General features: G+C 72.2%; 23 protein-coding genes. 8 read left to right on the top strand and 15 right to left on the bottom strand.

Annotated features, from left to right (window positions below):
- Positions 1-94: 94 nt before the first annotated feature.
- Entirely contained in the window at positions 95-802 is a 708-nt protein-coding gene (locus ACFC09_RS42015) for an ester cyclase (RefSeq protein ID WP_376537740.1), read from the top strand.
- Positions 803-875: 73 nt separating this feature from the next.
- Here the strand turns inward: ACFC09_RS42015 and groL are convergent, their stop codons facing one another.
- The 4 genes from groL to ACFC09_RS41995 all read right to left on the bottom strand — a co-directional run bounded on the left by groL (position 876) and on the right by ACFC09_RS41995 (position 4,925).
- Positions 876-2,501 (bottom strand): chaperonin GroEL, encoded by a 1,626-nt coding sequence (gene groL, locus ACFC09_RS42010; RefSeq protein ID WP_376537738.1) that lies wholly within the window; start codon positions 2,499-2,501, stop codon positions 876-878.
- Positions 2,502-2,619: 118 nt separating this feature from the next.
- Entirely contained in the window at positions 2,620-2,928 is a 309-nt protein-coding gene (gene groES / locus ACFC09_RS42005; RefSeq protein WP_376537736.1) for a co-chaperone GroES, read from the bottom strand.
- A 222-nt stretch (positions 2,929-3,150) separates the two neighbouring features.
- A complete protein-coding gene (locus ACFC09_RS42000; RefSeq protein WP_376537734.1) occupies positions 3,151-3,993 on the bottom strand; it encodes a polysaccharide deacetylase family protein in 843 nt (280 codons plus the stop codon).
- Complete coding sequence (locus ACFC09_RS41995) at positions 3,990-4,925, bottom strand: polysaccharide deacetylase family protein (protein WP_376537732.1); 936 nt, start codon at positions 4,923-4,925, stop codon at positions 3,990-3,992. Before ACFC09_RS41995 ends, ACFC09_RS42000 begins: the two co-directional genes overlap by 4 nt.
- Before the next feature lie 105 nt (positions 4,926-5,030).
- Between ACFC09_RS41995 and ACFC09_RS41990 the strand changes: the two genes are divergently transcribed.
- Positions 5,031-6,248: a methyltransferase domain-containing protein gene (locus ACFC09_RS41990; RefSeq protein WP_376537761.1), complete on the top strand. Its 1,218-nt coding sequence runs from the start codon at positions 5,031-5,033 to the stop codon at positions 6,246-6,248.
- A gap of 49 nt (positions 6,249-6,297) precedes the next feature.
- On the opposite strand, the gene ACFC09_RS41985 is transcribed toward ACFC09_RS41990, so the two are convergent.
- The gene (locus ACFC09_RS41985) at positions 6,298-7,386 is read right to left on the bottom strand and encodes an LCP family protein (protein WP_376537730.1); all 1,089 of its coding nucleotides are present in this window, start codon (positions 7,384-7,386) and stop codon (positions 6,298-6,300) included.
- A gap of 303 nt (positions 7,387-7,689) precedes the next feature.
- Here ACFC09_RS41985 and ACFC09_RS41980 point away from each other — a divergent pair, with 303 nt between their 5' ends.
- On the top strand, positions 7,690-8,607 hold the full coding sequence (locus ACFC09_RS41980) for a hypothetical protein (protein WP_376537728.1): 918 nt from the start codon (positions 7,690-7,692) through the stop codon (positions 8,605-8,607).
- Here ACFC09_RS41980 and ACFC09_RS41975 read toward each other — a convergent pair.
- Genes ACFC09_RS41975 through tsaB form a run of 4 tightly spaced genes read right to left on the bottom strand, consistent with a single transcriptional unit; the run spans position 8,505 to position 11,053 of the window.
- A complete protein-coding gene (locus ACFC09_RS41975) occupies positions 8,505-8,768 on the bottom strand; it encodes a hypothetical protein (RefSeq protein WP_376537726.1) in 264 nt (87 codons plus the stop codon). The genes ACFC09_RS41980 and ACFC09_RS41975 overlap by 103 nt on opposite strands.
- Positions 8,765-9,886, bottom strand: a complete 1,122-nt coding sequence (tsaD, locus tag ACFC09_RS41970; protein WP_376537724.1) for a tRNA (adenosine(37)-N6)-threonylcarbamoyltransferase complex transferase subunit TsaD — start codon at positions 9,884-9,886, stop codon at positions 8,765-8,767. Before tsaD ends, ACFC09_RS41975 begins: the two co-directional genes overlap by 4 nt.
- Entirely contained in the window at positions 9,879-10,400 is a 522-nt protein-coding gene (gene rimI / locus ACFC09_RS41965; protein WP_376537722.1) for a ribosomal protein S18-alanine N-acetyltransferase, read from the bottom strand. The genes tsaD and rimI overlap by 8 nt, the downstream gene beginning before the upstream one ends.
- Complete coding sequence (gene tsaB / locus ACFC09_RS41960; protein WP_376537720.1) at positions 10,397-11,053, bottom strand: tRNA (adenosine(37)-N6)-threonylcarbamoyltransferase complex dimerization subunit type 1 TsaB; 657 nt, start codon at positions 11,051-11,053, stop codon at positions 10,397-10,399. Before tsaB ends, rimI begins: the two co-directional genes overlap by 4 nt.
- A 124-nt stretch (positions 11,054-11,177) precedes the next feature.
- Between tsaB and ACFC09_RS41955 the strand changes: the two genes are divergently transcribed.
- Positions 11,178-11,735 (top strand): hypothetical protein, encoded by a 558-nt coding sequence (locus ACFC09_RS41955; protein ID WP_376537718.1) that lies wholly within the window; start codon positions 11,178-11,180, stop codon positions 11,733-11,735.
- 214 nt (positions 11,736-11,949) lie between these two features.
- Positions 11,950-12,489, top strand: coding sequence for a DUF4232 domain-containing protein (locus ACFC09_RS41950; protein ID WP_376537716.1), 540 nt, complete (start codon positions 11,950-11,952; stop codon positions 12,487-12,489).
- A gap of 719 nt (positions 12,490-13,208) precedes the next feature.
- On the opposite strand, the gene tsaE is transcribed toward ACFC09_RS41950, so the two are convergent.
- The 5 genes from tsaE to ACFC09_RS41925 form a co-directional block, all read right to left on the bottom strand.
- The gene (gene tsaE, locus ACFC09_RS41945) at positions 13,209-13,730 is read right to left on the bottom strand and encodes a tRNA (adenosine(37)-N6)-threonylcarbamoyltransferase complex ATPase subunit type 1 TsaE (RefSeq protein ID WP_376537714.1); all 522 of its coding nucleotides are present in this window, start codon (positions 13,728-13,730) and stop codon (positions 13,209-13,211) included.
- Positions 13,696-14,946, bottom strand: coding sequence for an alpha/beta fold hydrolase (locus tag ACFC09_RS41940; RefSeq protein ID WP_376537712.1), 1,251 nt, complete (start codon positions 14,944-14,946; stop codon positions 13,696-13,698). The genes tsaE and ACFC09_RS41940 overlap by 35 nt, the downstream gene beginning before the upstream one ends.
- Before the next feature lie 210 nt (positions 14,947-15,156).
- On the bottom strand, positions 15,157-16,323 hold the full coding sequence (gene alr / locus ACFC09_RS41935; RefSeq protein ID WP_376537710.1) for an alanine racemase: 1,167 nt from the start codon (positions 16,321-16,323) through the stop codon (positions 15,157-15,159).
- A gap of 295 nt (positions 16,324-16,618) precedes the next feature.
- Positions 16,619-18,064 carry an NAD(P)H-hydrate dehydratase gene (locus ACFC09_RS41930; protein ID WP_376537708.1) on the bottom strand — a complete coding sequence of 482 codons (1,446 nt, stop codon included), beginning with the start codon at positions 18,062-18,064 and terminating at the stop codon, positions 16,619-16,621.
- Positions 18,065-18,240: 176 nt separating this feature from the next.
- Positions 18,241-18,612 carry a holo-ACP synthase gene (locus ACFC09_RS41925; RefSeq protein WP_376537706.1) on the bottom strand — a complete coding sequence of 124 codons (372 nt, stop codon included), beginning with the start codon at positions 18,610-18,612 and terminating at the stop codon, positions 18,241-18,243.
- 163 nt (positions 18,613-18,775) lie between these two features.
- On the opposite strand from ACFC09_RS41925, the gene ACFC09_RS41920 reads away from it, so the two are divergent.
- Entirely contained in the window at positions 18,776-19,783 is a 1,008-nt protein-coding gene (locus ACFC09_RS41920) for a hypothetical protein (protein WP_376537705.1), read from the top strand.
- A gap of 150 nt (positions 19,784-19,933) precedes the next feature.
- Here the strand turns inward: ACFC09_RS41920 and glmS are convergent, their stop codons facing one another.
- Positions 19,934-21,781 carry a glutamine--fructose-6-phosphate transaminase (isomerizing) gene (glmS, locus tag ACFC09_RS41915; RefSeq protein ID WP_376537704.1) on the bottom strand — a complete coding sequence of 616 codons (1,848 nt, stop codon included), beginning with the start codon at positions 21,779-21,781 and terminating at the stop codon, positions 19,934-19,936.
- A 300-nt stretch (positions 21,782-22,081) separates the two neighbouring features.
- On the opposite strand from glmS, the gene coaA reads away from it, so the two are divergent.
- Both coaA and ACFC09_RS41905 read left to right on the top strand, forming a co-directional pair.
- Positions 22,082-23,071 (top strand): type I pantothenate kinase, encoded by a 990-nt coding sequence (coaA, locus tag ACFC09_RS41910; protein WP_376537703.1) that lies wholly within the window; start codon positions 22,082-22,084, stop codon positions 23,069-23,071.
- Positions 23,072-23,087: 16 nt separating this feature from the next.
- Entirely contained in the window at positions 23,088-24,026 is a 939-nt protein-coding gene (locus ACFC09_RS41905) for a DUF389 domain-containing protein (RefSeq protein WP_376537702.1), read from the top strand.
- Positions 24,027-24,111 lie beyond the last annotated feature (85 nt).

Genomic DNA, 24,111 nt, shown 5'->3' with positions numbered 1-24,111 from the left:
CCGGCGGGCCCGGTCGGACCGGGGGTGACGGGCACCGCCGTGGTGGGAAAATGGGCGTGACGGAACCGGACCCAGGGGGGCCGGAGGCGGCGTCATGACGTTCGTACAGCTCATCGAGTGCAGGACCAGCCGGTTCGACGAGATGAACCGCTTGCTGGACATGTGGGTCGAGCAGACCAAGGGGAAGCGGACCGCGACGTACGACCTGGTCGGCAAGGACCGGTCGGACGCGGCGCACCTCGTCGAACTGGTGGAGTTCCCCTCGTACGAGGACGCGATGCGCAACTCGAACCTGCCGGAGACGGACAAGGTCTTCCGGCAGCTGGTCGCCCTGTGCGACGAGCTGCCCACCTTCGTCGACCTGGACGTCGTACGGGAGGAGCCGCTGGGCGCGGGCACGGTGCACCGCTTCTTCGAGACACTGGCGACGGCGGGTGAGCTGCCGCCGCTGAACGACCTGCTCGACGAGGACGTGCACAGCCACGACCCGCTCAATCCGCAGGACACGATCGGGCTGGACTCGGTGCGGGCCGAGGTCGAGATGTGGCGGGCCGCCTTCGACGCCGCTTTCACCGTGCAGGACCTGATCGTCCAGGGCGAGCGGGCCTGCGCCCGCTGGAGCTGGCACGGCACGCACCAGGGGGAGTTCCTGGGGATCGCGGCCACCGGCCGGCGGGTCACGACGACGGGTACGACCGTCTTCCGGTTCGGCGCGAACGGGCGGATCGCCGAGACCTGGTGGCAGCACGACCAACTGGGGCTGATGCAGCAGTTGGGCGCGCTGGACCAGTTGGAGCAGTAGCGCCGCCGCGCCGGGCGACGCACGAGGGCCCGGCGCCCTCCCGGGTGCCGGGCCCTCGGTCGACCGACCGGTGTCAGTGGGCGTGGCCGTGGCTGTGGCCCGCGGCGGCGGCCGGCTCCTCTTCTTCCTTCTTCTCGACGACCAGGGTCTCGGTCGTGAGCAGGAGGGAGGCGATGGAGGCGGCGTTCTCCAGGGCGGAGCGGGTGACCTTCACCGGGTCGATGACGCCGGCCTTCACCAGGTCGCCGTACTCGCCGGTGGCGGCGTTGTAGCCGTTGCCCTTGTCCAGTTCCTTGACCTTGGAGACGATGACGTAGCCCTCAAGGCCCGCGTTCTCCGCGATCCAGCGCAGCGGCTCGACGACGGCGTTGCGGACGACCGAGACACCGGTGGCCTCGTCGCCGGACTTGCCGAGGTTGCCCTCCAGGACCTTCGCGGAGTGGACGAGCGCGGAGCCACCACCGGAGACGATGCCCTCCTCGACCGCGGCGCGGGTCGCGGAGATGGCGTCCTCCAGACGGTGCTTCTTCTCCTTCAGCTCCACCTCGGTGGCGGCGCCGACCTTGATCACGCACACGCCGCCGGCCAGCTTCGCGAGGCGCTCCTGGAGCTTCTCGCGGTCCCAGTCGGAGTCGGTGTTCTCGATCTCGGCCTTGATCTGCGCGATCCGGCCCTGGACGTCCGACTTGTTGCCGGCGCCGTCGACGATGGTGGTGTCGTCCTTGGTGACGGTGATGCGGCGGGCGGTGCCGAGCACGTCCAGGCCGACCTGGTCGAGCTTGAGGCCGACCTCCTCGGAGATGACGGTGGCGCCGGTGAGGATCGCCATGTCCTCCAGCATCGCCTTGCGGCGGTCGCCGAAGCCGGGGGCCTTCACCGCGACGGCGTTGAAGGTGCCGCGGATCTTGTTGACGACCAGGGTCGACAGGGCCTCGCCCTCGACGTCCTCGGCGATGATCAGCAGCGGCTTCGAGCCCGCCTGGATGACCTTCTCCAGCAGCGGCAGGAGGTCCGAGATGGCGGCGATCTTGCCCTGGTTGATGAGGATGTACGGGTCCTCCAGGACGGCCTCCATGCGCTCCTGGTCCGTCACGAAGTACGGAGACAGGTAGCCCTTGTCGAAGGCCATGCCCTCGGTGAAGTCCAGTTCGAGTCCGAAGGTGTTGGACTCCTCGACGGTGATGACACCGTCCTTGCCGACCTTGTCCATGGCCTCGGCGATCAGCTCGCCGACCTGCTGGTCCTGGGCGGACAGCGCGGCGACGGCGGCGATGTCGGACTTCTCGTCGATCGGCCGGGACGAGCTGTGCAGGTCGTCGGAGACGGCCTTGACGGCGGCGTCGATGCCCTTCTTCAGGGCGGCCGGGGAGGCACCGGCGGCGACGTTCCGCAGGCCCTCGCGCACCAGGGCCTGGGCCAGCACGGTGGCGGTGGTGGTGCCGTCACCAGCGATGTCGTTGGTCTTGGTCGCCACCTCCTTCACCAGCTGGGCGCCGAGGTTCTCGTACGGGTCCTCGACCTCGACCTCGCGGGCGATGGTGACACCGTCGTTGGTGATGGTGGGGGCGCCGAACTTCTTGTCGATGACGACGTTGCGGCCCTTGGGACCGATCGTCACCTTCACCGTGTCGGCAAGCTTGTTGACGCCGCGCTCAAGGGCGCGACGGGCGTCCTCGTCGAACTTCAGGATCTTCGCCATGGCAGCGGGAGCCCTCTCGGAAATCTGGGAGAAAAAAACGCTGCGCCCCGGGACGCCCGGCTTCTTATCGGTCGCGGGGGCCAGGGGCGCAGCTCACAGCAGGACTGCTCGGGGTGAATTACTTCTCGATGATCGCGAGCACGTCGCGGGCCGAGAGAACGAGGTACTCCTCGTTGTTGTACTTCACCTCGGTGCCGCCGTACTTGCTGTAGAGCACGACGTCGCCGACGCTGACGTCGAGCGGAAGGCGGTTTCCGTCCTCGAAACGGCCCGGACCGACGGCCAGGACGACGCCCTCCTGGGGCTTCTCCTTGGCAGTGTCCGGGATGACCAGGCCCGAGGCCGTGGTCTGCTCGGCGTCCAGCGGCTGGACCACGATGCGGTCCTCAAGCGGCTTGATGGCAACCTTGGTGCTGGCGGTCGTCACGATCCGACCTCCCCCTTCGGAGATCTCACGGGGTTGACTGTCTGAGGTGGCGACCAGGTGGATCCGTCGTCGCGGGTGCCGGACCTGCCCGTCGCGTTGTTGGCACTCTCCGGTGGGGAGTGCCAGAGCCGAGACTATGACTGCGATTAGCACTCGGTCAAGCGGAGTGCCAATTGGCGGCGGCGCGTCCTGCGGAGGTGGCCCCTCCGGCGCACGGCCGGATCACAGATAGTCCCCCAGCCGGCCGACCGTCAGGCCCTCGGACTGGATCCGCCGCAGCAGCCGCGTCGTGCGCTCCCTCAGCGCCGGCCCGGTGGACTCGTCGGGCCCGACCTGGATGATGTCGCCGGGTCGCAGGCGCCGCTCGCCCCGGGTGTAGTCCAGGGTGTCGCCGTTCATCGCGGCCCGCCACAGGACCACCGCCGCCACCCCGCAGTCGGCGGCGGCGCGCAGGGTCGTCGTGTCGTAGCTGCCGTAGGGCGGGCGGAAGAGGCGGGGCCGGATGCCGAACCGGGACTTGAGCTTGTTCTGCTGGCCGCAGATCTCGGCGCGCTGCCCGGCGTACGGCAGTCCGCGCATGGCCGGATGGTCGAGGGTGTGGTTCTCGATGCCGGCGCCCACCGAACGCAGCCGGGCGAAGTGGCCGTACCCCGGGCCGACGACGCTGTCGGTGAGGAAGAAGCTGACCGGCAGGCGCAGTTCACGGACCATGTCGACGAAGCGGGGGTCCCGCTCGGCGCCGTCGTCGTAGGTGAGGAAGACGACCTTGTCGGAGGTCGCGACGTGGTCGACGACCGGGGGCAGGGAGCCGCCGGCCGGGCCGGCCGTCCGGGGGCGTGCGGCGGGCGTGGGCGCGGGGGCGAGCGGGGCGCTCAGGCCCCAGTGGCGATAGGCATCCCCGGGGTCCGGGCGGTGCGACCGTACGCCCTGGGCGGCCTTCTTGCCGAGTCGTTCGATGGGGTCGACGGACTGGGCGCAGCCGGCCAGGAGCAGGGCGCAGGCCGCCACGACGGCGGTCGGCGTCCGGTACCGGGCCGCCGCCGCGGGCCGCCCCCGGCGCCTCACAGGTAGTCCTCCAGGCGTGCCACCGCGTACCCCTCGCGGGTGACCTTGTTCAGGAACCGCCGGACCATGTCGGTCATGCTGCCGTCCCAGTCGGAGCGGCCCCGGAAGTGGGTGAGCACGATGTCGCCGGGGTGCAGGCCGCGGTCCCACTCGCGGTACTCCCAGTGGTCGACGAAGACCTCCTCGTCCCAGATCGGCGCGTACTTGATCCCGCAGGACTTGGCGGCGAGCAGGGTGTCCCGGTTGTAGTTGCCGTAGGGCGGGCGGAAGACGGTCGGGCGCTTGCCGAACTGCCGCTCCATGATGTCCTGCATGCCGCAGATCTCCTCCTGCTGCTCCTGGAGGGACAGGCCGGGCAGGTAGGGGTGGTGGAGGGTGTGGTTGTTGAGGGTGATCCCCTGCGACTGCATCTTCCTGAAGTAGCCGTAGTCGTCCTTGGCCAGGTAGTCGCTGAGGAACGCGGTGTACGGGATCTTCAGGTCGCTCATCATGCGCAGGAACGCCGGGTCCTTCTCGGCGCCGTCGTCGATGGTGAGGAAGACGACCTTCTGCTTGGTGGGGACCGTGGTGAAGACCGGGGGCAGGTTCCACTTCTCCTGGTCGTCGACCTCGAAGCCCTCGCGCGCGGTGATCTGCGGCTTGTCCGCCGGGGGCCGCGGGGGCACGAGCGGGACCTCGTCCAGGCCCCAGCGCCGGGCGGCGGCAGCCAGGGTGGCGTGGTCGGTGGCGCGCCGGACGTCGTAGTCGTCCAGGCGCGGGGCGGGGGGCGCCTGGTGCGGCTGCCGGCCGGCGGCTCCGGCGCCGGCGCCCTCGCCCGCCGGCGCCGTGCAGCCGGAGACGACGGCGACGACGACGAGCAGCGCGAGGCCGCCCCGGACGGTCACCCTTCCGCGACGTACCCCATTTTTGTCATTTTGTACTACTAGTCGCATGGTGCCGGATCTTTGCAGGCACCGGGCGCCGATCCGGTCCGACACCGCCGCCGCAGGCGCAGCATCCACCGACTGGCCCACAATGACCCGGTGAACGACGCCCCGGTGAACGACCTGCTCCCCTTCCGCGCACTGCTCACCCCCGAGGGCCGCGCCGTCCTCGACGAGGTGCGCGGCACCGCACCGGCCGACGAACTGGCCGTGGCCACCCGGCTGCGCCGCGAGCACTCCCCCGGGCTGGTGTCGGCGGCGCTCGGCCAGGCCAGGCTGCGGCAGCGAGCGGCGGCGAAGTTCGGGGCGCCGGACGCCGAGCGGATGTTCTTCACGCCGGGCGGGGTGGAGCAGTCGACCCGGACCAGCGTGGCGACGTACCGGGCGGGGCGGCTGCGCGCCCTGGGCATCCGCTCCGTCGCCGACCTGTGCTGCGGCATCGGCGGCGACGCCATCGCGCTCGCGCGGGCCGGGATCCGGGTGCTCGCGGTGGACCGCGATCCGCTGACCGCCGAGGTCGCGCGGGCGAACGCGGCGGCCCTGGGCCTGGAGGGGCTGATCGAGGTGCGCGAGGCGGATGTCACCGAGGTCGACACCTCCGGCTGGGACGCCGTGTTCGTCGACCCGGCACGGCGGGGCGGCGGGCCGGGCGGGCGGCCCGGCGGCGGGCGGATCTTCGATCCCGAGGGGTACTCGCCGCCGCTGTCGTGGGCGCTCGGGGCGGCCTCGGCGGCACCCGCCGCCGCGCTGAAGGTCGCGCCGGGGATCCCGCACGAGGTGGTCCCGGACGGGGCCGAGGCCGAGTGGATCTCGGACGGCGGGGACGTGAAGGAGGCGGTGCTGTGGTTCGGCACGGGCGCGCCGGGCAGCGTACGGGCCACGCTGCTGCCGGGTCCGCGCACCCTGCTCGGCCGCGGGCTGCCGAATCCCGAAGTGCGGCCCGTGGGGCGGTACCTGTACGAGCCCGACGGCGCCGTCATCCGGGCGCACCTGGTGGCGGAGGCCGCCGCGGAGGTGGGCGGCGGGCTGATCGACCCGACGATCGCCTACGTGACGGCGGACGAACTGCGGGCGACGCCGTACGCCACCGCGTACCGGATCACCGACCGACTCCCCTTCAACGTCAAGAAGCTGAAGGCACTGCTGCGGGAGCGCGGGGTCGGGACGCTGACCGTGAAGAAGCGGGGGTCGGCGGTGGAGCCGGAGGAACTGCGCAGGAAGGTCAGGCCGCGGGGGCCGAACGCGGCGACCGTCTTCCTGACCCGGGTCGCGGGTGCGCCGACGATGCTGATCGGGGCGCCGGTCCCCGCCCCTGCCGACGGCCCGTCCTGAGCGGGTCCGGCCGGACGGCGGGCGGCCCCGCGGGGCCAAAGCGGCCGGGTCAGCGCAGGGACTTCCACAGGTCGCTCGCCGCCGGTTCGCGGGCGACCACCCGGTTGGGGTCGCTCGGCGCCGTCACCACGGGCATCATCACCGTCGTCACCCGGTCCGCCGTCAGTCCCCGCAGGCTCTCGCCGAGGCTGATCAGCTCGGGCAGGGAGTCGAGTCCGGTGTCCGTGGTGAGACCGGCGGTGGCCGCGTCGGCGACCCGGTAGAGCCGGGTGGGGTCGCTGAGCAGGCTGGTGTGGGCGATCTGCGCCAACAATGCCTTCACCAGCGTCTGCTGGAGACCTATCCGGCCGAGGTCGCTGCCGTCGCCTATGCCGTGCCGGGTGCGGGCGAGGGCCAGGGCCTGGGTGCCGTCGAGGTGGTGGGTGCCCTTCTCCAGGTGCAGATGGCTCAGGTCGTCGTCGATGTCCTGGTCGGTGGTGACCTCGACGCCGCCGAGGGCGTCGACCAGCTTGGCGAAGCCGGAGAAGTCGATCTCGATGTAGTGGTCCATGCGGACGCCGGTGATCGACTCGACGGTCTTCACCGCGCACACCGGCCCGCCCACGGAGTAGGCGCTGTTGAACATCGCGCCGTACCGCACCGCCGTGGAACCGCCGGACGGCAGCGGGCAGGAGGGCCGGGTGACCAGGGTGTCGCGCGGGATGCTGACGACGGTGGCCGCGGTCCGGCCCGGGTCGATGTGCACGACCATCGCGGTGTCGGAGCGGGCCCCGCCGCTGTCGCCGCCGCCGAGTTCCTGGTTCTCCTTGCCGCTGCGCGAGTCCGAGCCCAGGACGAGGATGTTCATAGCGCCGGTGGGCAGTGGTGACGCGGTGGTTGAGGCGCCGGCCGAGGCGGTGGGCGAGGGGGTGGTGACCGCCTTCGGCGGCCGGTCGTCCCCGAGCGCGTTGTTGATGTCGACGCTCTTGATGTTGTCGTTGAGGTGCCAGTAGACCCAGCCGCCCGCCGCGGCGCCCAGCACCAGGGCACCGGCGAGGGCGAGGCCGGCGGCCCTGAGCGCTCTCGACCTCGACCGCCCGCCCGTACGTCTGTCCTCGTCGCCGTTCCCGCTGTCGCCGTGCTCGTGGTGTCCGGTCACGAGAAGAACATAAGTCCGAATTATTAGGGGACTGTTAGAGGATGGGATGTGAGACCCGTCTCTTCGGAAAATCTCACCATTCCGGTCCCGGTACCGGCCCCCGCTCCACGGGGTGTTGCGGTCGGCCCTCGCCCAACCGCCGTCCGGCGCCGACCCGTTGTACGGCTCGCACGGCAGGCGGCCCGACGACCGCACCGCGCGACCGCGCCGACGGAAGGGGAACGAACCGTTCAGGACGTTTTCAGGCTCGCCCCGGCAGGATCCGGCGGGAGTTCCGCACCCCCCACCCCCGCAGGAGCACCCGTGACGACGTCGACGTCGGCGACGAGCAAACTGCCCGAAGTCACCCTGGCGTTCTGGATCATGAAGATCGCCGCGACGACCCTGGGCGAGACGGCGGGCGACCTGTTCGCCCAGACCCTCGGACTCGGCTATTTCCTCACCACCATCGCCCTGTTCCTGGTCTTCGTGGCGACCCTGGTGGTCCAACTGCGCGCGTCCCGCTACCACCCGTTCTTCTACTGGACCGTGATCCTGTCGACCAGCATGGCCGGCACCACGATGTCCGACTTCATGAACCGGGACGCCAGTACCAGGTACCTCTCGGGCGGCGCCACCGCGCTGGGCTGGGGCCCGCAGGGCCTCGGGCTGGGCTACCCGGCGGGCGCCGCGATCCTCGTCTCGATCCTGCTGGCGATCTTCCTCGCCTGGAAACTGAGCGGGACGACCTTCCGCATCCGGGACATCGTCACCTTCCGCGCGGAGGCGCTGTTCTGGGCGGCGATCCTGGTCTCCAACACCCTGGGCACGTCGATGGGGGACTTCCTCTCCGACAGCTCCGGCCTCGGCTACCTGGGCGGGGCCATGCTGGTCACCGGCGTGCTGGCCGTCCTCGCCGCGCTGATGAAGGCTCCCGCGGTGCCGAACGTGCTGCTGTTCTGGGCCGCCTTCGTGCTGACCCGCCCGCTCGGCGCCACGTTCGGCGACTTCCTCACCAAGCCGGTCGCCAAGGGCGGCCTGGACCTCGGCACGGCGGGATCCTCGGCCGTCCTGCTCGCGGTGCTGTTCGGGCTCATGGCGTACGCCCACACCCGGGAGCGGCGCTCCGGCGAGGGGGGTCAGACCGGATCGACGCCGGCCGACTCGAATCTCCAGCGGTGGACCGGCCGCGACACCACGTCACCGGCCGGCTCGGGCAGTTCGGGCAGTTCGTCGTCGTAGGCCCCGTCCCACCAGGTGATCACCAGGACCCGGTCCTGCGGCGCCCGGAAGGTCTCGCGGCGCACCGGCCGCCGGGGCAGCCGCTGGGCGCGGGCCCAGGCGAGGAGGTCGTCGCCGCGGCCCGGCAGCGCCCGCGCCTCCCACATCAGTGCGACCGTCACGAGTACAGGTTCTCCTTGCTGACCTCGTGCACATGGTCGTGGGAGTGGGAGTGGGAGTGCGCCCCGGCGTGGGTCCGGCCCGGCACGTGCGGGTCCGTGACCGGCAGCGAGGAGTCCGCCGACAGGTCCCAGTCCGAGGCGGCCCGGCCGCGCGCGACCATCTCGGCGCCCAGCGCGGCCACCATCGCGCCGTTGTCGGTGCACAGCCCCGGCCGCGGCACCCGCAGCCGGATGCCCGCCGCCTCACACCGCTCCTGGGCCAGGGCGCGCAGCCGGGAGTTGGCGGCGACCCCACCGCCGATCATGAGGTGGTCGACGCCCTCGTCCTTGCAGGCCCGTACGGCCTTGCGGGTCAGCACGTCCGCCACGGCCTCCTGGAAGGACGCGGCGACGTCCCGCACCGGGACGTCCTCGCCGGCCGCCCGCCGGGCCTCGATCCAGCGGGCCACCGAGGTCTTCAGCCCGGAGAAGGAGAAGTCGTACGCGGCGTCGCGCGGGCCCGTCAGACCGCGCGGGAACGCGATCGCCTCCGGGTCGCCCTCGCGCGCGTACCGGTCGATGACCGGGCCGCCCGGGAAACCGAGGTCCAGCACCCGGGCGATCTTGTCGAACGCCTCGCCCGCCGCGTCGTCGATCGTCGCGCCCATGGGACGGACGTCCGCGGTGATGTCCGTCGACAGCAGGAGGGACGAGTGGCCGCCGCTGACCAGCAGGGCCATCGTCGGCTCGGGCAGCGCGCCGTGCTCCAGCTGGTCCACGCAGATGTGGGAGGCGAGGTGGTTCACGCCGTACAGGGGCTTGCCGAGCGCGTACGCGTACGCCTTCGCCGCCGAGACGCCGACCAGCAGCGCGCCCGCAAGCCCCGGGCCCGCGGTGACCGCGATGCCGTCCAGGTCGCGCGCGCTCACTCCGGCGTCCTTCAGGGCGCGCCGGATCGTCGGGACCATCGCCTCCAGGTGCGCTCTGGACGCCACCTCCGGCACCACCCCGCCGAAGCGGGCGTGTTCGTCGACGCTGGACGCGACGGCGTCCGCGAGCAGCGTGGTGCCGCGGACGATGCCGACGCCGGTCTCGTCGCAGGAGGTCTCGATCCCCAGGACCAGCGGTTCGTCAGCCATTGTTCTCGGTTCCTCGTACGGGGGTGGGCGGGGTGGACGCGGACGGGTCGGCCAGGCGCATCACCAGGGCGTCGACGTTGCCGGGCTGGTAGTAGCCGCGCCTGAAGCCGATCGCTTCGAAGCCGAAGCGCTCGTACAACTGCTGCGCGCGGACGTTGTCCACGCGGCATTCCAGCAGGACCTCGGCGCACTCGAAGGCGGTCGCGGCCCGCAGCAGTTCGGCCAGCAGCATGCCGCCGAGACCGCCGCCCCAGTGGTCGCGGGCGACGGCGACGGTCTGGACGTCGGCGAGGTCGCCCTGGGCGGCCAGGCCCGCGTAGCCGACGACCCGGTCGCCCTCGACGGCCACCACGTACCACCGGGTGGCCTCCGGGCCGCGGGCATGGGCCAGCTCGGACCAGAACATGCCGCGCGACCAGGCGTCCTCGGGGAAGAGGTCCTTCTCCATGCCGAGCACGGCGTCGATGTCCCACCAGCGCATCTCGCGCAGCGCGGGCTTCACGGACTCGGTCACTTGGGGGTGACCACCTTGTAGTTCTTGGGCACCTGGGCGTCGGGGCGGCGCAGGTAGAGCGGCCGGGGTTCGGGCAGCGGCAGGCCGGCGGCCAGCCGCTCGGCGGCCAGCGCGGCGAGGGCCGCGGCGGAGACGTGCTCGGGCTCGTGGGCCTGCGGGAAGGTGTCGGGGTACAGCAGCGCGCCCGCGCCGACGGCGGGCAGTCCGGCCACCCGCTCGGCGATGTCCGCGGGCCGGTCCACGGCCGGCTCCGTCACCCGCGTGCGTGAATCGGCGTACGTCGCCCAGTAGACCTCCTTGCGCCGGGCGTCGGTGGCCACGACGAAGGGGCCCTTCTCGATGTCGGCCGCGTAGGCGAGGCCGTCGAGGGTGCACACACCGTGTACGGGGACGCCCAGCGCGAGGCCGAAGGTGTCGGCGGTCATCAGGCCCACGCGCAGCCCGGTGTAGGGGCCGGGGCCGGTACCGACGACGATCCCGGTGACGGCGTCCAGCCGGAGCCCGGCCTCGGTGAGCACCCGGTCGACGGCCGGCAGCAGCAGCTCGCCGTGGCGGCGCGCGTCCACCTGGCTGGAGGAGGCGATGACGGCGTCGCCGTCGTGCAGGGCGACGGTGACGGCTGGGGTGGCGGTATCCAGAGCGAGCAAGAGCACGCAAACAGCCTACGGCTCCGCGGGCCCCGTGCACGCCCGCCCGGTCAGACGGTCACCGACTGCTACGGTCTGGTCGAACCACAGCAGAAGTACGACATATGACACGAAACAGAGGTGGGCGTACGTGGCACGGACCAGTTCCTCGATCGTGGCCGGGCTCACCGCGGCGGCCCTGGGAGCGGTCGCCTTCCTCGCCTACCAGGCGTCCGCGAACGCCCCGGCCGGTGTCGCCGGCCGGCCCGGCCCGAGCGCCTCGCGCGCGGTGGCCGTCACCAAGGCGCCCCGGGACAAGAGGAACCCCACCGCGCTGCCCGCCGGCTCCGGCAGGGGCGAACGGGTCGTGTACTCGGTGGACGACGACCGGGTGTGGCTGGTCGGCGAGAGTGGCCGGGTCCAGACCACGTTCAAGGTCTCCCCCGGCACCGTCGACCCGAAGCCGGGCTCGTACGCGGTGACGTCCCGCTCGAAGGCGATCACCGGCACCGACGGCGCCCCCGTCGAGCACGTCGTGCGCTTCACCAGCGTGCGTGACGTGGTCGTCGGCTTCAGCGCCGCGGTCAAGGCGGCGGCCTCGGCGCCCGACCCGTCGGTCAGGACGGGCGGCATCCGCGAGTCCCGCCGGGACGGCGACGCCATGTGGAAGTTCGCCACGATCGGGGTCCGGGTGGTGGTGATCCGCTGAACGCGGGCCGGGCCGGCCGACGCCCCCACCGGACCCGGGTTCGCCAGGGATCACGCCGGGGCCGCCCACTCGCCACGCACCGCGGATACGCCAACGACAGGTCAACAGCTCGTCCCGGCGGGTAAAAGGTCGCCGGTCCTCCGAACCTTCTCCGCACAGCAAGCCTCATACCCCTCAGAGATGCCCGAACAGGACATCCGGAAGGGAAACGAACATGCTCACCGGCAAGCGCACCCGACGCCTGGCCACCCCCGCCCTCGCCCTCACCGCGGCCTCCACCGTCGCCCTGGTCGGACTCGCCGCCGGCACCTCGCAGGCCGCGACCCGACCGGGCTGGGCGGACACCGACTCGCTGTCCGTACGCGTCCACGCCCTCAACCCCGGCGCGGGCCAGCACTACGCGGCCGTGGTGCTCACGAACAAGACCCACAAGACGATACGGACCCAGGGCTACGTCGGTCTGCAACTGCTCGACGCGCACGGCAAGGACGTCACCACGCACGTGGTACGGGACCACGGCAACACCGCAGGGATCACGCTCAAGCCGGGGCAGAGCGCCTACACCCGGCTGCACTGGACGGTCGTACCCGGCGCCGGCGAACCCACCAAGGCCGAGAAGAACCCCACCAAGATCGAGGTCACCCCGCCCGACTCGCGCCACCACCTGACCACGGCGTGGAAGATGGGCGAAGTCCTCCAGAAGGGCCGCATCGACATCACGCCGCTGGCCAAGGGCACCGGCCCGAAGTACTGAGCGCGGCGCGGAACACAGCGAAGGGGGCGCGGGCAGACGGTCTACGCGGCTTCCCGGCGACCGCGCCCCTGCTCGCGCCCTTGCCCGCGTTGCTCACACCCTTGTCCGCGCTCCTGCTCGCCCCCTTGCCCGGACCCGGGCCGCTGCTCGGCATCGCGGCCGGGAGTCGTCCGCTCCGGCGCGCGCGGCGGTGTGGAGATCACGTCCGCTGCCGCGCACGCTGCCAGCAGCTCGCGCATGGAAACCCCCGCGATCCCGCGCGGCTGCGGCTGCGGCTCCGGGGTGCTCTCTGTGACCGGCATGGACGCCTCCTGACGTGCGGGGGCGGGGTAGTTAGGTACACCTAACTACGAGCTGGATACCATGTGACCACGCGCAGGAGACCCAGCGCAACATCTTGCCGACGTCTTGTCGGACCCTTCGCCGCGGACGGTCGGACCCTTCGCCGCGGACGGTCGGACCCTTCGGGGCGAACCGTCGAAGCCCACGGGCGGAGCGGGAGAACGCCCCCGCAGGTCCACGGCGGGCCGCGGAGCGGTCACGGAGCCCTCGCGGAGCCGTCGCGGAGTCGTCGCGGAGCCGTCGCGGACTCACGTCCGTTTCGGCCGCGGGCGCGCTCGGGCCCGGTGTCCTTGCCGCGCCGGCCAGCCCGCGCGCTCAGGCCATGAGCACGCTCAGGCCAGGCCGCTCAGGCCATGAGCACGCTCAGGCCGCGCCGCTCAGGCCGTGAGCACGCTCAGACCGGCCCGCGCCCACCGGTCCCCCAGCCCGGTCAGCGTCACGTGCCGCACCTCGTCGGTGGTGTCCCCCACGGCCCGGTGGATGAGGATCCGCAACCGCTCGTCGGTCAGCTCCTCCACCTTGCCCTCGCCCCACTCCACCACGACCACCGAGTCGGACAGCGAGACGTCGAGGTCGAAGTCCTCCATCGTCTCCAGGCCGCCGGACAGCCGGTAGGCGTCGACGTGGACGAGCGGCGGGCCGTCGCCCAGCGCCGGGTGCACCCGGGCCATCACGAACGTCGGCGAGGTGACCGCCCCGCGCACCCCGAGGCCCTCGCCGAGCCCACGGGTGAGCGTCGTCTTGCCCGCGCCCAGCTCCCCGCTCAGGATCACGAGGTCGCCCGCGCGCAGCAGCTCGGCGAGCTTTCGCCCCAACTCCCGCATCTGGTCGGGGGAGCTGACGGTGATCTCGACGATCTGCGGCTCAGCCGGGTCGGGCGGCGCTGCTGGTGCTTCCATAGCCACTTACGGTAGCCCCTGCCGGCACGGCACCCGCGCGAGTGAGCAGGTCGGCGAGCCGGTCGGTCACCAGTTCCGGGTGCTCCAGCATGACGAGGTGCCCGGCGTCCGGCACCAGCACCAGCTCCGCGTCGGGCAGCAGGCCCGCGATGGCCTCGCTGTGCTCGCTGGGCGTGATCAGATCCTGGACCCCGGCCAGCACGAGCACGGGCATGTCCTTGAAGTGGACGAGCGCGCCGGTCTTGTCGTGGTCGGTGAAGGCGGGATAGAACTCGGCGACCACGTCGATCGGGGTGGACTCGATCATCCGTTCGGCGAACCGCTCGATCGCTGGGTCGACGTCCCGGGACGCGAACGAGTACCGCTTGATGATCCCGGCGAACAGGTCGGCCGTCGCCCGGCGCCCCTTCTCCACCAGCGCCGCCTGCTGCCCGAGCGCCTTCAGCACCCCGGGCAGCACCCGGCGCACCACGGTGACGCCGGCCGACGGCAGTCCGAAGCTCACCTCGGCGAGCCGCCCGGAGGACGTACCGACCAGGGCGGTGGCGACCACCCGGTCGCGGATCAGCTCCGGGTACTGGGCGGCCAGCGCCATCATCGTCATGCCGCCCATGGAGTGGCCGACGAGCACTATCGACCCCTCCGGCACGGCCGCGTCCATGACGGCCTTCAGATCGCGGCCCAACTGGTCGATGGTGAGCGGTACGTCGTCCCGGTGCTGGGCCACACCGCGCCCGGACCGCCCGTGACTGCGCTGGTCCCAGTGCACGGTCCGTACGACGCCGCGCAGGGCCGCCCGCTGGAAGTGCCAGGAGTCCTGGTTGAGGCAGTAGCCGTGGCTGAAGACGACGGTGACCGGAGCGGGCGCCTTGCGGCCGAACAGCCGGCGCCGGCGCGGCGCCGGACCGCCCTCGGGTTCGACGTCGTCGACCTCGTAGTACAGCTCGGTGCCGTCGTCGGCGTACGCCTTGCCCGGGGTGCCGCGCAGCGCGCCGTAGGGGCCCGCCGAGTCCAGCGCCAGCCGCGCCCTGCGGCGCATCCCGCGTCCCACGGTCATCCGCTCGACCGCCACGCCGGCCGCCGCGCCCGCGGCGAGCACGCCTATCGCGGCGCCGGCGATGCCGGTCGCCCTGCGCCAGCTGCCGGCCTCCCCCACGACGGAGGCGACGGCCGCCGCGGCGGCGCCCGTGACGGCCTCCGCTCTGCTCTCGCTCACGTACCGCTCTCCTTCGTGGTTTCCGGAGTGTCCGGTGTCCGGTGTCCGGTGTCCGGTGTTGTCCGGTGGTGTTCGCGGGTGGGTGGTGCGGGCGCCCGTACCGCCCGCCGGTACGGGTGGTGCCCGGACCCGGCCGCACCGGTGCGGGTTCACCGGAACGGGTGCACCCCGGTCCGGACCCCTGCACGGTTCAGCGGGTCCCCCGTCCTGCTACCCGTCCCTGCCCTCGTTCACGTAGACGCGGGGGACCCGGGTTCCGATCCGGGTGACGATCTCGTACGCGATGGTGCCGGCCGCCTGCGCCCAGTCCTCGGCCGTCGGCTCGCCCCGGTCGCCCGGCCCGAACAGGACCGCCTCGGTGCCGGTCCCGGGCTCGTCGCCGCCGAGGTCCACCACGAACTGGTCCATCGCGACCCGCCCGGCGACGGTCCGCCACTTGCCGCCGACCAGGACCGGGCCGCTCCCGGAGGCGTGCCGCGGGATGCCGTCCGCGTAGCCGACGGGGACCAGGCCGAGGGTCGTTCCGCCCGGGGTGACGTAGCGGTGGCCGTAGCTGATGCCGTGCCCGCCCGGTACGTGCTTGACCAGCGCCAGCGACGCCGACAGCGTCATCACCGGGCGCAGCCCGAAGTCGGCCGGGGTGCCGACCTGCGGGCCGGGCGAGATGCCGTAGACGGCGATGCCGGTGCGCACCAGGTCGAAGTGGGCCTCGGGGAGGGTGAGCGTGGCCGGCGAGTTGGCCATGTGCCGTACCTCGGGGCGTACGCCCTGCTCCTCGGCGTACGCCGTCATCTCCCGGAAGCGGTCGAGCTGGGCGGCGATGGACGGATGGCCCGGCTCGTCGGCACAGGCGAAGTGCGACCACAGCCCGGTGATCCGGAGCAGGCCGTCCGCCTCGGCGCGCAGGGCGGCAGCGACGAGTTCGGCCCAGTCGCCGGGCTGGCAGCCGTTGCGTCCGAGTCCGGTGTCGGCCTTGAGCTGCACCCGCGCGGGCACGCCCGCCGCACGGGCCGCCGCGGTGACCTCCCGCAGCGCCCACATCCCGCTGACCGACACGTCGATGTCGGCCTCGATCGCCTCCCGCCAGGGGCCGCCCGGCGTCCACAGCCAGCACAGGACGCGCCCCGGCAGCCCGGCCGCGCGCAGCGCGAGGGCCTCCTCGGGGGTGGCCGTGCCGAGCCAGGCCGCCCCCGCGTCGAGGGCCGCTCGGGCGCACGGCACCGCGCCGTGGCCGTACGCGTCGGACTTCACGACGGCCATCAGGGCGGCGCCCGGCGCGAGGGCGCGCAGGGCCCGCACATTGGCCCGCAGGGCGGCCAGGTCGATCTCGGCGCGGGCGCGGAGGGGCGCCGTCGGCGCGGGTGCTGTGTCTGTCATGGCGTCCCCAGTGTCTCAGAGGCGGCCGGTGGCATCGGGGCGCACGCCCCGCGCACGCCCCTCGTCCCACGCCGCACGCACCACCACGCCCCCGGACCACACCACGGCCCCACGCCGCACGCACCACCACGCCCCCGGACCACACCACGGCCCCACGCCGCACGCACCACCACGCCCCCGGACCACACCTCGGTCCCACGCCGCACGCACCACCACGCCTCGGCCCCGCCTCCGCGCCCACGCATCCACCCCGGCCCGTCGAACCACCCCATCCGCCTGCCAGTTCTCCTCCCGCCTACCAGCCTTCCTCCCGTACATCACGCCAAGCCTCCGGAATCGCCGCCGCCACGTCATGCGCGCCCGTGGGCGCCCCGTCCGCCGCGAAGCGCCCTGCCAGCCCGTGCAGATACGCCGCCACGCTGCCCGCGTCCCGCGCGGACAGCCCCGACGCCAGCAGGGACCCGGCGAGTCCGGACAGCACGTCCCCGCTGCCCGCGGTGGCCAGCCACGCCGTCCCGGTCGCGTTGACCCGCACGGTCCCGCCGTCCGGGTCGGCGACCAGCGTGGTCGAACCCTTGAGCAGGACGGTGGCGCCGTACCGCGCGGCCAGTTCCCGCACCGCGGGCAGCCGCGCCCCCTCGACCTCCTCGCGGTCCACGCCCAGCAGCGCGGCCGCCTCCCCGGCGTGCGGGGTCAGCAGAGTCGGCGCCGTACGGGCCCGTACGGCGTCCCGGTCGGCCAGCCGCAGCCCGTCCGCGTCGATGAGCACCGGCACCTCCTCCCCGACCACCTCGGCCACGGTCCCGGCGTCGTCCCCGGCGCCCGGCCCGGTCACCCACGCCTGTACCCGCCCCGCCTTGTGCGGACCCCGGTCGGACACGAGGGTCTCCGGGAAGCGGGCGATCACGGCGTCCCCGGCCGGTCCGACGTACCGCACCGCACCGGCGCCACCGCGCAGCGCCCCGGACACGGCGAGCACGGCGGCCCCCGGATACCGCGCCGACCCGGCCGCGATCCCGACCACCCCGCGCCGGTACTTGTCGCTCTCCGCGCCGGGCAACGGCAGCAACCGGGCCACATCGGCGTGTTGCAGGGCCTCCAGACCGGGCTCGGCGGGCAACCGCGGCCCCAGCCCGATGTCGACGAGACGGACGACGCCCGCGTGCTCCCGCGCCGGATCGATCAGCAGCGCGGGCTTGTGCGTCCCGAAGGTCACGGTGAGGTCGGCACGGACGGCCGCGCCCAGCACCTGACCGGTGTCCGCCTCGACGCCGCTCGGCAGATCGACGGCGACGACCGCGGCCCGGGACCGCTCGGCGGCGGCGGCCAGGCCCGCAGCCTCGGGCCGCAGGCCGCCCCTGCCACCGATCCCGACGATGCCGTCGACGACGAGGTCGGCGCGCGCGATCGCCGCCTGTGCGCCACCCGGCGCGGCGACGATGCCACCGGCCAGGCGCACCGCGTGGAGTCCGCCGGGATGGGTACGGTCGGGCGCGAGCAGCACGGCCGTCACCCCCGCGCCCCGCCGCGCGAGGCGCGCCCCCGCGTACAGGGCGTCACCTCCGTTGTCCCCGCTGCCCACCAGCAGCACGACCCGGCTGCCGTAGACGCGCCCGAGCAACTCGGCACAGGCGGCCGCCAGTCCGGCGGCGGCACGCTGCATGAGTGCCCCCGCCGGCAACCGCGCCATGAGGTCCCGCTCGGCGGCCCGCACCGTCTCCACGCTGTACGCAGTACGCATGGCTTCGAGTCTGCCCCGGATGCCCCCACGCCCGCACCCGCACCCGCGGGTACGCGACACCGCGCCACACCACGGCCGCCGCCCCAACGCCCACGGCCCGCCACGACCGCCACCCGCAACGCCCACCGCCGTGGTCGTCCCACCCCTGTCACCCCACCCCCGTCACCCCGTCTCGGTCACCCCTCCGCAATCACCACCGCGGAGGCCACCCCGGCGTCATGGCTCAGCGACACGTGCCAGGAGGTCACCCCGAGTTCCGCGGCCCGCGCCGCGACCGTACCGGTGACCCGCAGCCGGGGCTGCCCGCTGTCCTCGACGAACACCTCGGCGTCCGTCCAGAGCAGGCCGGGCGGCGCACCGAGCGCCTTGGCCAGGGCCTCCTTGGCCGCGAAGCGGACGGCGAGCGAGGCCGCCCCGCGGCGCTCCCCGCTGGGCAGCAGCAACTCGCTTTCCCGGAAGAGGCGTCCGACCAGTCCGGGCGTCCGCCTCAGCGACGCCTCGAACCGGTCGATCTCGGCCACGTCGATACCGACCCCGATGATGCTCATGCGGAGCACCCTACGGCGCTCCGCACCCACCGCCCCCGCCGCCGCGGTGCGCCTTCCCACCCCATCGCCCACCAGGAGTTGAAACGTTTTTCCGCTACTCGAAAGAGTGAACGTCCTCCGATCTCCCCGAACGACCGGTCATCACCTCACCAAGCTGGCGTCCATGGTCACATCAACACACGAGACCTCACATCGGATTTTTCAGGATCATCCGGAGGTCCTCGGTCAGATCTTCGAGGCGCTGGGTCTTCCGCCGCCGGTGAAGGCGGACATCGAACCGCTCACCCCGGACGCCACGGAGATCAAGCCGCTGGAACGCCGTGTGGACACGGTATTGAAGATCGAACCGTCAGACGGCGACAGCTTCCTGATCGCGGTGGAGGCCCAGACCAAGAAGGCTCCCGACAAGGGAGTCAACTGGGCCTACTACGTCAGCTATTTGCACGCGAAGTACCAACTGCCCGTGCTGCTGGTAGCCGTCTGCCGCAACCGGTCGACCGCCGCCTGGGCGAAGGGGCCCTTCGAGTGCCGGGTCGGTCCCTGGGAAACCCAGGTGACCCGTCCCTTCGTCCTGGGACCGGACACCGTTCCGCGGATCACCGACGAGTCGGACGTGGCGAGGCAGCCGGCGTTGGCAACGCTCAGTGCCATCGTGCACAGCGAAAGCGAGCACATCGAAGCCATACTGGAACTGCTGGCCCGCGGAATGCGGTCGTTCGACAAGTCCACCGCCCTGTACTGGTCCGAATTGCTGGAAGTCGGCTTGGAGAACACTCCGGCCCGCGAGTTGTGGAGGGAACTGGAAAAGATGGTCGTCACATTTTTCCCCGGCAGGGGCACGGTCTTCGAAGAGGCGTACCTGGACGGCCAGGCCAAGGGGTACGCCGCCGGCGTGGCCGAAGGCAAAGCCGCTGCCATGGCCGAAGGCAAGGCCGAAGGCAAGGCCGAAGGCGTTCTGCGGATCCTGGAAGTACGCGGGCTCTCCGTCTCGGACGACGTACGCGAACGCATCTCCGCCTGCACCGACCTCGCCCGTCTCGACGACTGGCTGGACCGCTCCGGCACGGTCGAGCGCGCGGAGGAGCTGTTCGACGGCGACCCGCACGGCGCGGGGAGCCAGGAGAGCAAGGAAGACCAGGAGACCCGGTCGGAGACTCCCGTCTCGGAATGACCCGATCGCCCCGGCCGGAGCACCGCAGCCCGCCCCGGCCGGGGTAGTCGTCGTACCCGTCGGTGTCCTTGAAGGCCCCAGGGCCCTCAAGGCACCCCCACCCCGCTGTTCCACCGTCAGCTGTTCCACCGTCAGCTATTCCACCGTCAGCTATTCCACCGTCACCGACTTGGCCAGGTTCCGCGGCTGGTCCACCTCGTTGCCGCGGGCCGTGGCCAGTTCGCAGGCGAAGACCTGGAGCGGGACCGTCGCCACCATCGGCTGGAGCAGGGCCGGCGTCACCGGGATGCGGATCAGATGGTCGGCGTACGGGACCACCGCCTCGTCGCCCTCCTCCGCGATCACGATCGTCCGCGCGCCCCTCGCCCGGATCTCCTGGATGTTGGACACGATCTTTCCGTGCAGCATCGACCGCGCTCCCGGCGACGGCACGACCACCACCACCGGCACGTCCTCTTCGACCAGCGCGATCGGCCCGTGCTTCAACTCCCCCGCCGCGAAGCCCTCGGCGTGCATGTACGCCAGTTCCTTCAGCTTCAGCGCGCCTTCCAGCGCCACCGGATACCCCACGTGCCGCCCCAGGAAGAGCACCGTGTCCTTCGAGGCGAGCGTGCGCGCCAGCGCCCGTACCGGTTCCATCGTCTCCAGGACCCTCTCGACCGCCCCGGCGATCCGCGACAGGTCCCGGATGACCGCCCCGATCTCGTCGCCCCACGTGGTGCCCCGCACCTGGCCCAGATACAGCGCGACCAGGTAGCACGCCACCAACTGCGTCAGGAACGCCTTGGTCGAGGCGACCGCGACCTCCGGCCCGGCGTGGGTGTACAGCACCGCGTCCGACTCACGGGGGATCGTCGAACCGTTGGTGTTGCAGATCGCCAGCACCTTGGACCCCTGCTCACGGGCGTGCCGCACCGCCATCAGGGTGTCCATGGTCTCCCCGGACTGGGAGATGGCGACCACCAGTGTCCGGTGATCGAGGATCGGATCCCGGTAGCGGAACTCGCTGGCCAGCTCCACCTCGCACGGAATCCGCGCCCAGTGCTCGATGGCGTACTTGGCGATCAGACCCGCGTGGAACGCCGTACCGCACGCGACGATGACGACCTTGTCCACCTCGCGCAGCTCACCCGCGCCGGTCCGGACCTCGTCCAGACTCAGCGAGCCGGCCGCGTCGATGCGGCCGAGCAGCGTATCGGCGACCGCCTTCGGCTGCTCGGCGATCTCCTTGAGCATGAAGTAGTCATAGCCCCCCTTTTCCGCGGCCGACGCGTCCCAGTCCACGTGATACGACCGGACTTCCGCCGGACGGCCGTCGAAGCCCGTCACCGTGACGCCGTCCCGGCGCAGCTCCACCACCTGGTCCTGACCCAGCTCGATCGCCGACCGCGTATGGGCGATGAACGCGGCGACGTCCGACGCGAGGAAGGACTCACCCTCTCCAACGCCCACCACCAGCGGTGAGTTCCGCCGCGCGCCGACGACCACGTCCGGATCGTCCGCGTGCACCGCGACCAGCGTGAACGCACCCGCCAGCCGCCCGCACACCAGTCGCATCGCCTCCGCGAGGTCGGCGGTCGCGGAGAACTCCTCGGCCAGCAGGTGCGCGACCACCTCCGTGTCGGTCTCGGACGCGAGGTCGTGGCCCCGCTCCGAAAGCTCCGCGCGCAGCAGGGCGAAGTTCTCGATGATCCCGTTGTGCACGACCGCGACCCGCCCCGCGTTGTCCAGGTGCGGATGGGCGTTCGTGTCCGTGGGCGCCCCGTGCGTGGCCCACCGGGTGTGTCCGATGCCCGCGGTCCCGGCCGGCAGCGGCCGTTCGACCAGCTCCTTCTCCAGGTTGACCAGCTTTCCGGCCTTCTTCGCGGCGGCGAGCCCACCGTCCGCGGGCACGGCGACACCGGCCGAGTCGTACCCCCGGTACTCCAGTCGCTTCAACCCGGCCATGACGACATCAAGCGCCGATTGCGCCCCCACGTATCCCACGATTCCGCACATGGGGCGCAGCCTACGGGCCGAAACCCGCACAAAACTGGCACAGCATGCCCGAAATCGGAAATTCCCACCGTCGTACGACCGCCGGACCACCGACACACCTCCGCGCCGCGACCGCCGGACCACCGCCACACGCCCGCGCCGCGACCGCCACAGTCACCGCCACCGCCACCGCCACCCCATCTCGCCGTCTCACCACGCCCGCCCCACGGACACCGCCCCGCCTCACCACCGCCCCGCCCGGCGGACGGGACGTGACCCACCCCACCCCGCGCTCCGTTCAAACTCCGTTAACAATGGACTGTGATCTCTCCGGTCTCCGCGATTCCCCGGAGCGCCCACCGGCACCGGCCGGAGGCGACTCCCTACGTCGACCTCACCCGTACCGAGTGGAGCGCGCTGCGCGACAAGACGCCGCTGCCGCTCACCGCCGAGGAGGTGGAGAAGCTGCGCGGCCTCGGCGACGTCATCGACCTCGACGAGGTGCGCGACATCTACCTCCCGCTGTCCCGGCTGCTCAACCTGTACGTCCGCGCGTCGGACGGGCTCAGGAGCGCTCTGAACACCTTCCTGGGCGAACAGGGCTCCCAGTCCGGCACGCCGTTCGTCATAGGCATCGCCGGATCCGTGGCCGTGGGCAAGTCCACCGTCGCCCGCCTCCTCCAGGCCCTGCTGTCCCGCTGGCCCGAACACCCGCGGGTCGAACTGGTCACGACGGACGGCTTCCTGCTCCCCACCAGGGAGTTGGAGGCGCGCGGCCTGATGTCCCGCAAGGGCTTCCCCGAGTCGTACGACCGCCGTGCCCTCACCCGTTTCGTCGCCGACATCAAAGCGGGCAAGGACGAGGTCACGGCCCCCGTCTACTCCCACCTCATCTACGACATCGTCCCCGGCGAACGGCTCACGGTCCGCCGCCCGGACATCCTCGTCGTCGAGGGCCTGAACGTCCTCCAGCCGGCCCTGCCCGGCACGGACGGCCGCACCCGGGTCGGCCTCGCCGACTACTTCGACTTCAGCGTGTACGTCGACGCGAGCACCGAGGACATCGAACGCTGGTACCTCAGCCGCTTCCGCAAACTGCGCGCGACCGCCTTCCAGGACCCGTCGTCGTACTTCCGCAAGTACACACAGGTGTCCGAGGAGGAGGCCCTGGACTACGCCGGCACGCTCTGGCGGACCATCAACCGGCCCAATCTGGAGGAGAACATCGTCCCCACCCGCGGCCGGGCGACCCTCGTCCTCCGCAAGGGCCCGGATCACAAGGTCCAACGGCTACGGCTGCGCAAGGTGTGACCGCTACCCTTCCGCAATGCTCCACCTCCGACTGATCACCCCGCCCGACACGACCGACGACGTGGTCCGGCTCATCGAGCGGACGGCCGGCACCGCGCACCTCGTGGTGCTGCCCGGCGCCGCGCGCAACCCCGTCGGGGACGTCGTCCTGTGCGACGTGGCCCGCGAGGCGGGCGACGAACTCGTGACCGAGCTACGGGCGTCGGGCCTCGACGAGACCGGGTCCATCGCCGTCGAGAACATCGACCTGTCCCTGTCCAGGCGGGCCGACAAGGCGGAGGAGGAGGCGCCGGGCGAGGGCGCGGACGCGGTGCTGTGGGAGCAGCTCAGCGAGGCGACGCACGAGGAGTCGACGCTCACCGTCACCTACGTCGCCTTCCTGACCATCGCCACCATGCTCGCCGCCTGCGGTGTGATGCTGGACAACGCGATCCTGATCGTCGGCGCGATGGCCGTCGGCCCGGAGTTCGGGCCGCTCGCGGGGATATCGACGGCGCTGGTCCAGCGGGCGCCGCGGTTGGTGTGGCGGTCGCTGTGGGCGCTGCTCGCCGGGTTCGCCGTCGCGATGGTGCTGACGGTCGGCTTCAGCCGACTGCTTGACCTGCTCGGGCTGTTCGACAGATCGATGGTGGAGGCGGCCCGGCCGAACACCTCGTTCATCTGGAAACCGGACGCGATGTCCCTCGTCGTGGCGTTCCTCGCCGGCGTCGCCGGCACCCTGTCCCTCACGTCCGCCAAGTCGGGCGCGCTGATCGGCGTGGCGATCTCCGTGACCACGGTCCCGGCGGCCGCGAACGCCGCGGTGGCCTTCGGCTACTCGGACTACTCGCAGACCTGGGGATCCACCTGGCAACTGCTGGCCAACCTGGGCGGCATCGTCCTCGCGGGCACCCTCACGCTGCTCGCCCAGAAACTCTTCTGGCAAAGACGGCGACACCGCCGGACGGCCGGCTGAGCACGGCGCGGGGCGGTCGTGGGGGGGCGGCGCCCCGCCTCGGCGGGGCAACCAAGCACCCCCGCCCCCCGCCCGAACAGGCCCC

The sequence above is a fragment of the Streptomyces sp. NPDC056161 genome (genome assembly GCF_042268025.1).
In the GTDB taxonomy this organism is placed as follows: domain Bacteria; phylum Actinomycetota; class Actinomycetes; order Streptomycetales; family Streptomycetaceae; genus Streptomyces.
The sequence above is the reverse complement of the archived record's forward strand: the minus strand, read 5'-3'. Positions and strand labels throughout refer to the sequence as shown.

Bases quoted from the DNA above. Each gene is read 5' to 3' on its own strand.
- ACFC09_RS42015 (WP_376537740.1), top strand. From the start codon at position 95: ATGACGTTCGTACAGCTCATCGAGTGCAGGACCAGCCGGTTCGACGAG.
- groL (WP_376537738.1), bottom strand. From the start codon at position 2,501: ATGGCGAAGATCCTGAAGTTCGACGAGGACGCCCGTCGCGCCCTTGAG.
- ACFC09_RS41995 (WP_376537732.1), bottom strand. From the start codon at position 4,925: ATGCGACTAGTAGTACAAAATGACAAAAATGGGGTACGTCGCGGAAGG.
- tsaD (WP_376537724.1), bottom strand. From the start codon at position 9,886: ATGGCTGACGAACCGCTGGTCCTGGGGATCGAGACCTCCTGCGACGAG.
- ACFC09_RS41950 (WP_376537716.1), top strand. From the start codon at position 11,950: ATGCTCACCGGCAAGCGCACCCGACGCCTGGCCACCCCCGCCCTCGCC.
- tsaE (WP_376537714.1), bottom strand. From the start codon at position 13,730: ATGGAAGCACCAGCAGCGCCGCCCGACCCGGCTGAGCCGCAGATCGTC.
- alr (WP_376537710.1), bottom strand. From the start codon at position 16,323: ATGACAGACACAGCACCCGCGCCGACGGCGCCCCTCCGCGCCCGCGCC.
- ACFC09_RS41930 (WP_376537708.1), bottom strand. From the start codon at position 18,064: ATGCGTACTGCGTACAGCGTGGAGACGGTGCGGGCCGCCGAGCGGGAC.
- ACFC09_RS41925 (WP_376537706.1), bottom strand. From the start codon at position 18,612: ATGAGCATCATCGGGGTCGGTATCGACGTGGCCGAGATCGACCGGTTC.
- ACFC09_RS41920 (WP_376537705.1), top strand. From the start codon at position 18,776: ATGGTCACATCAACACACGAGACCTCACATCGGATTTTTCAGGATCAT.
- glmS (WP_376537704.1), bottom strand. From the start codon at position 21,781: ATGTGCGGAATCGTGGGATACGTGGGGGCGCAATCGGCGCTTGATGTC.
- ACFC09_RS41905 (WP_376537702.1), top strand. From the start codon at position 23,088: ATGCTCCACCTCCGACTGATCACCCCGCCCGACACGACCGACGACGTG.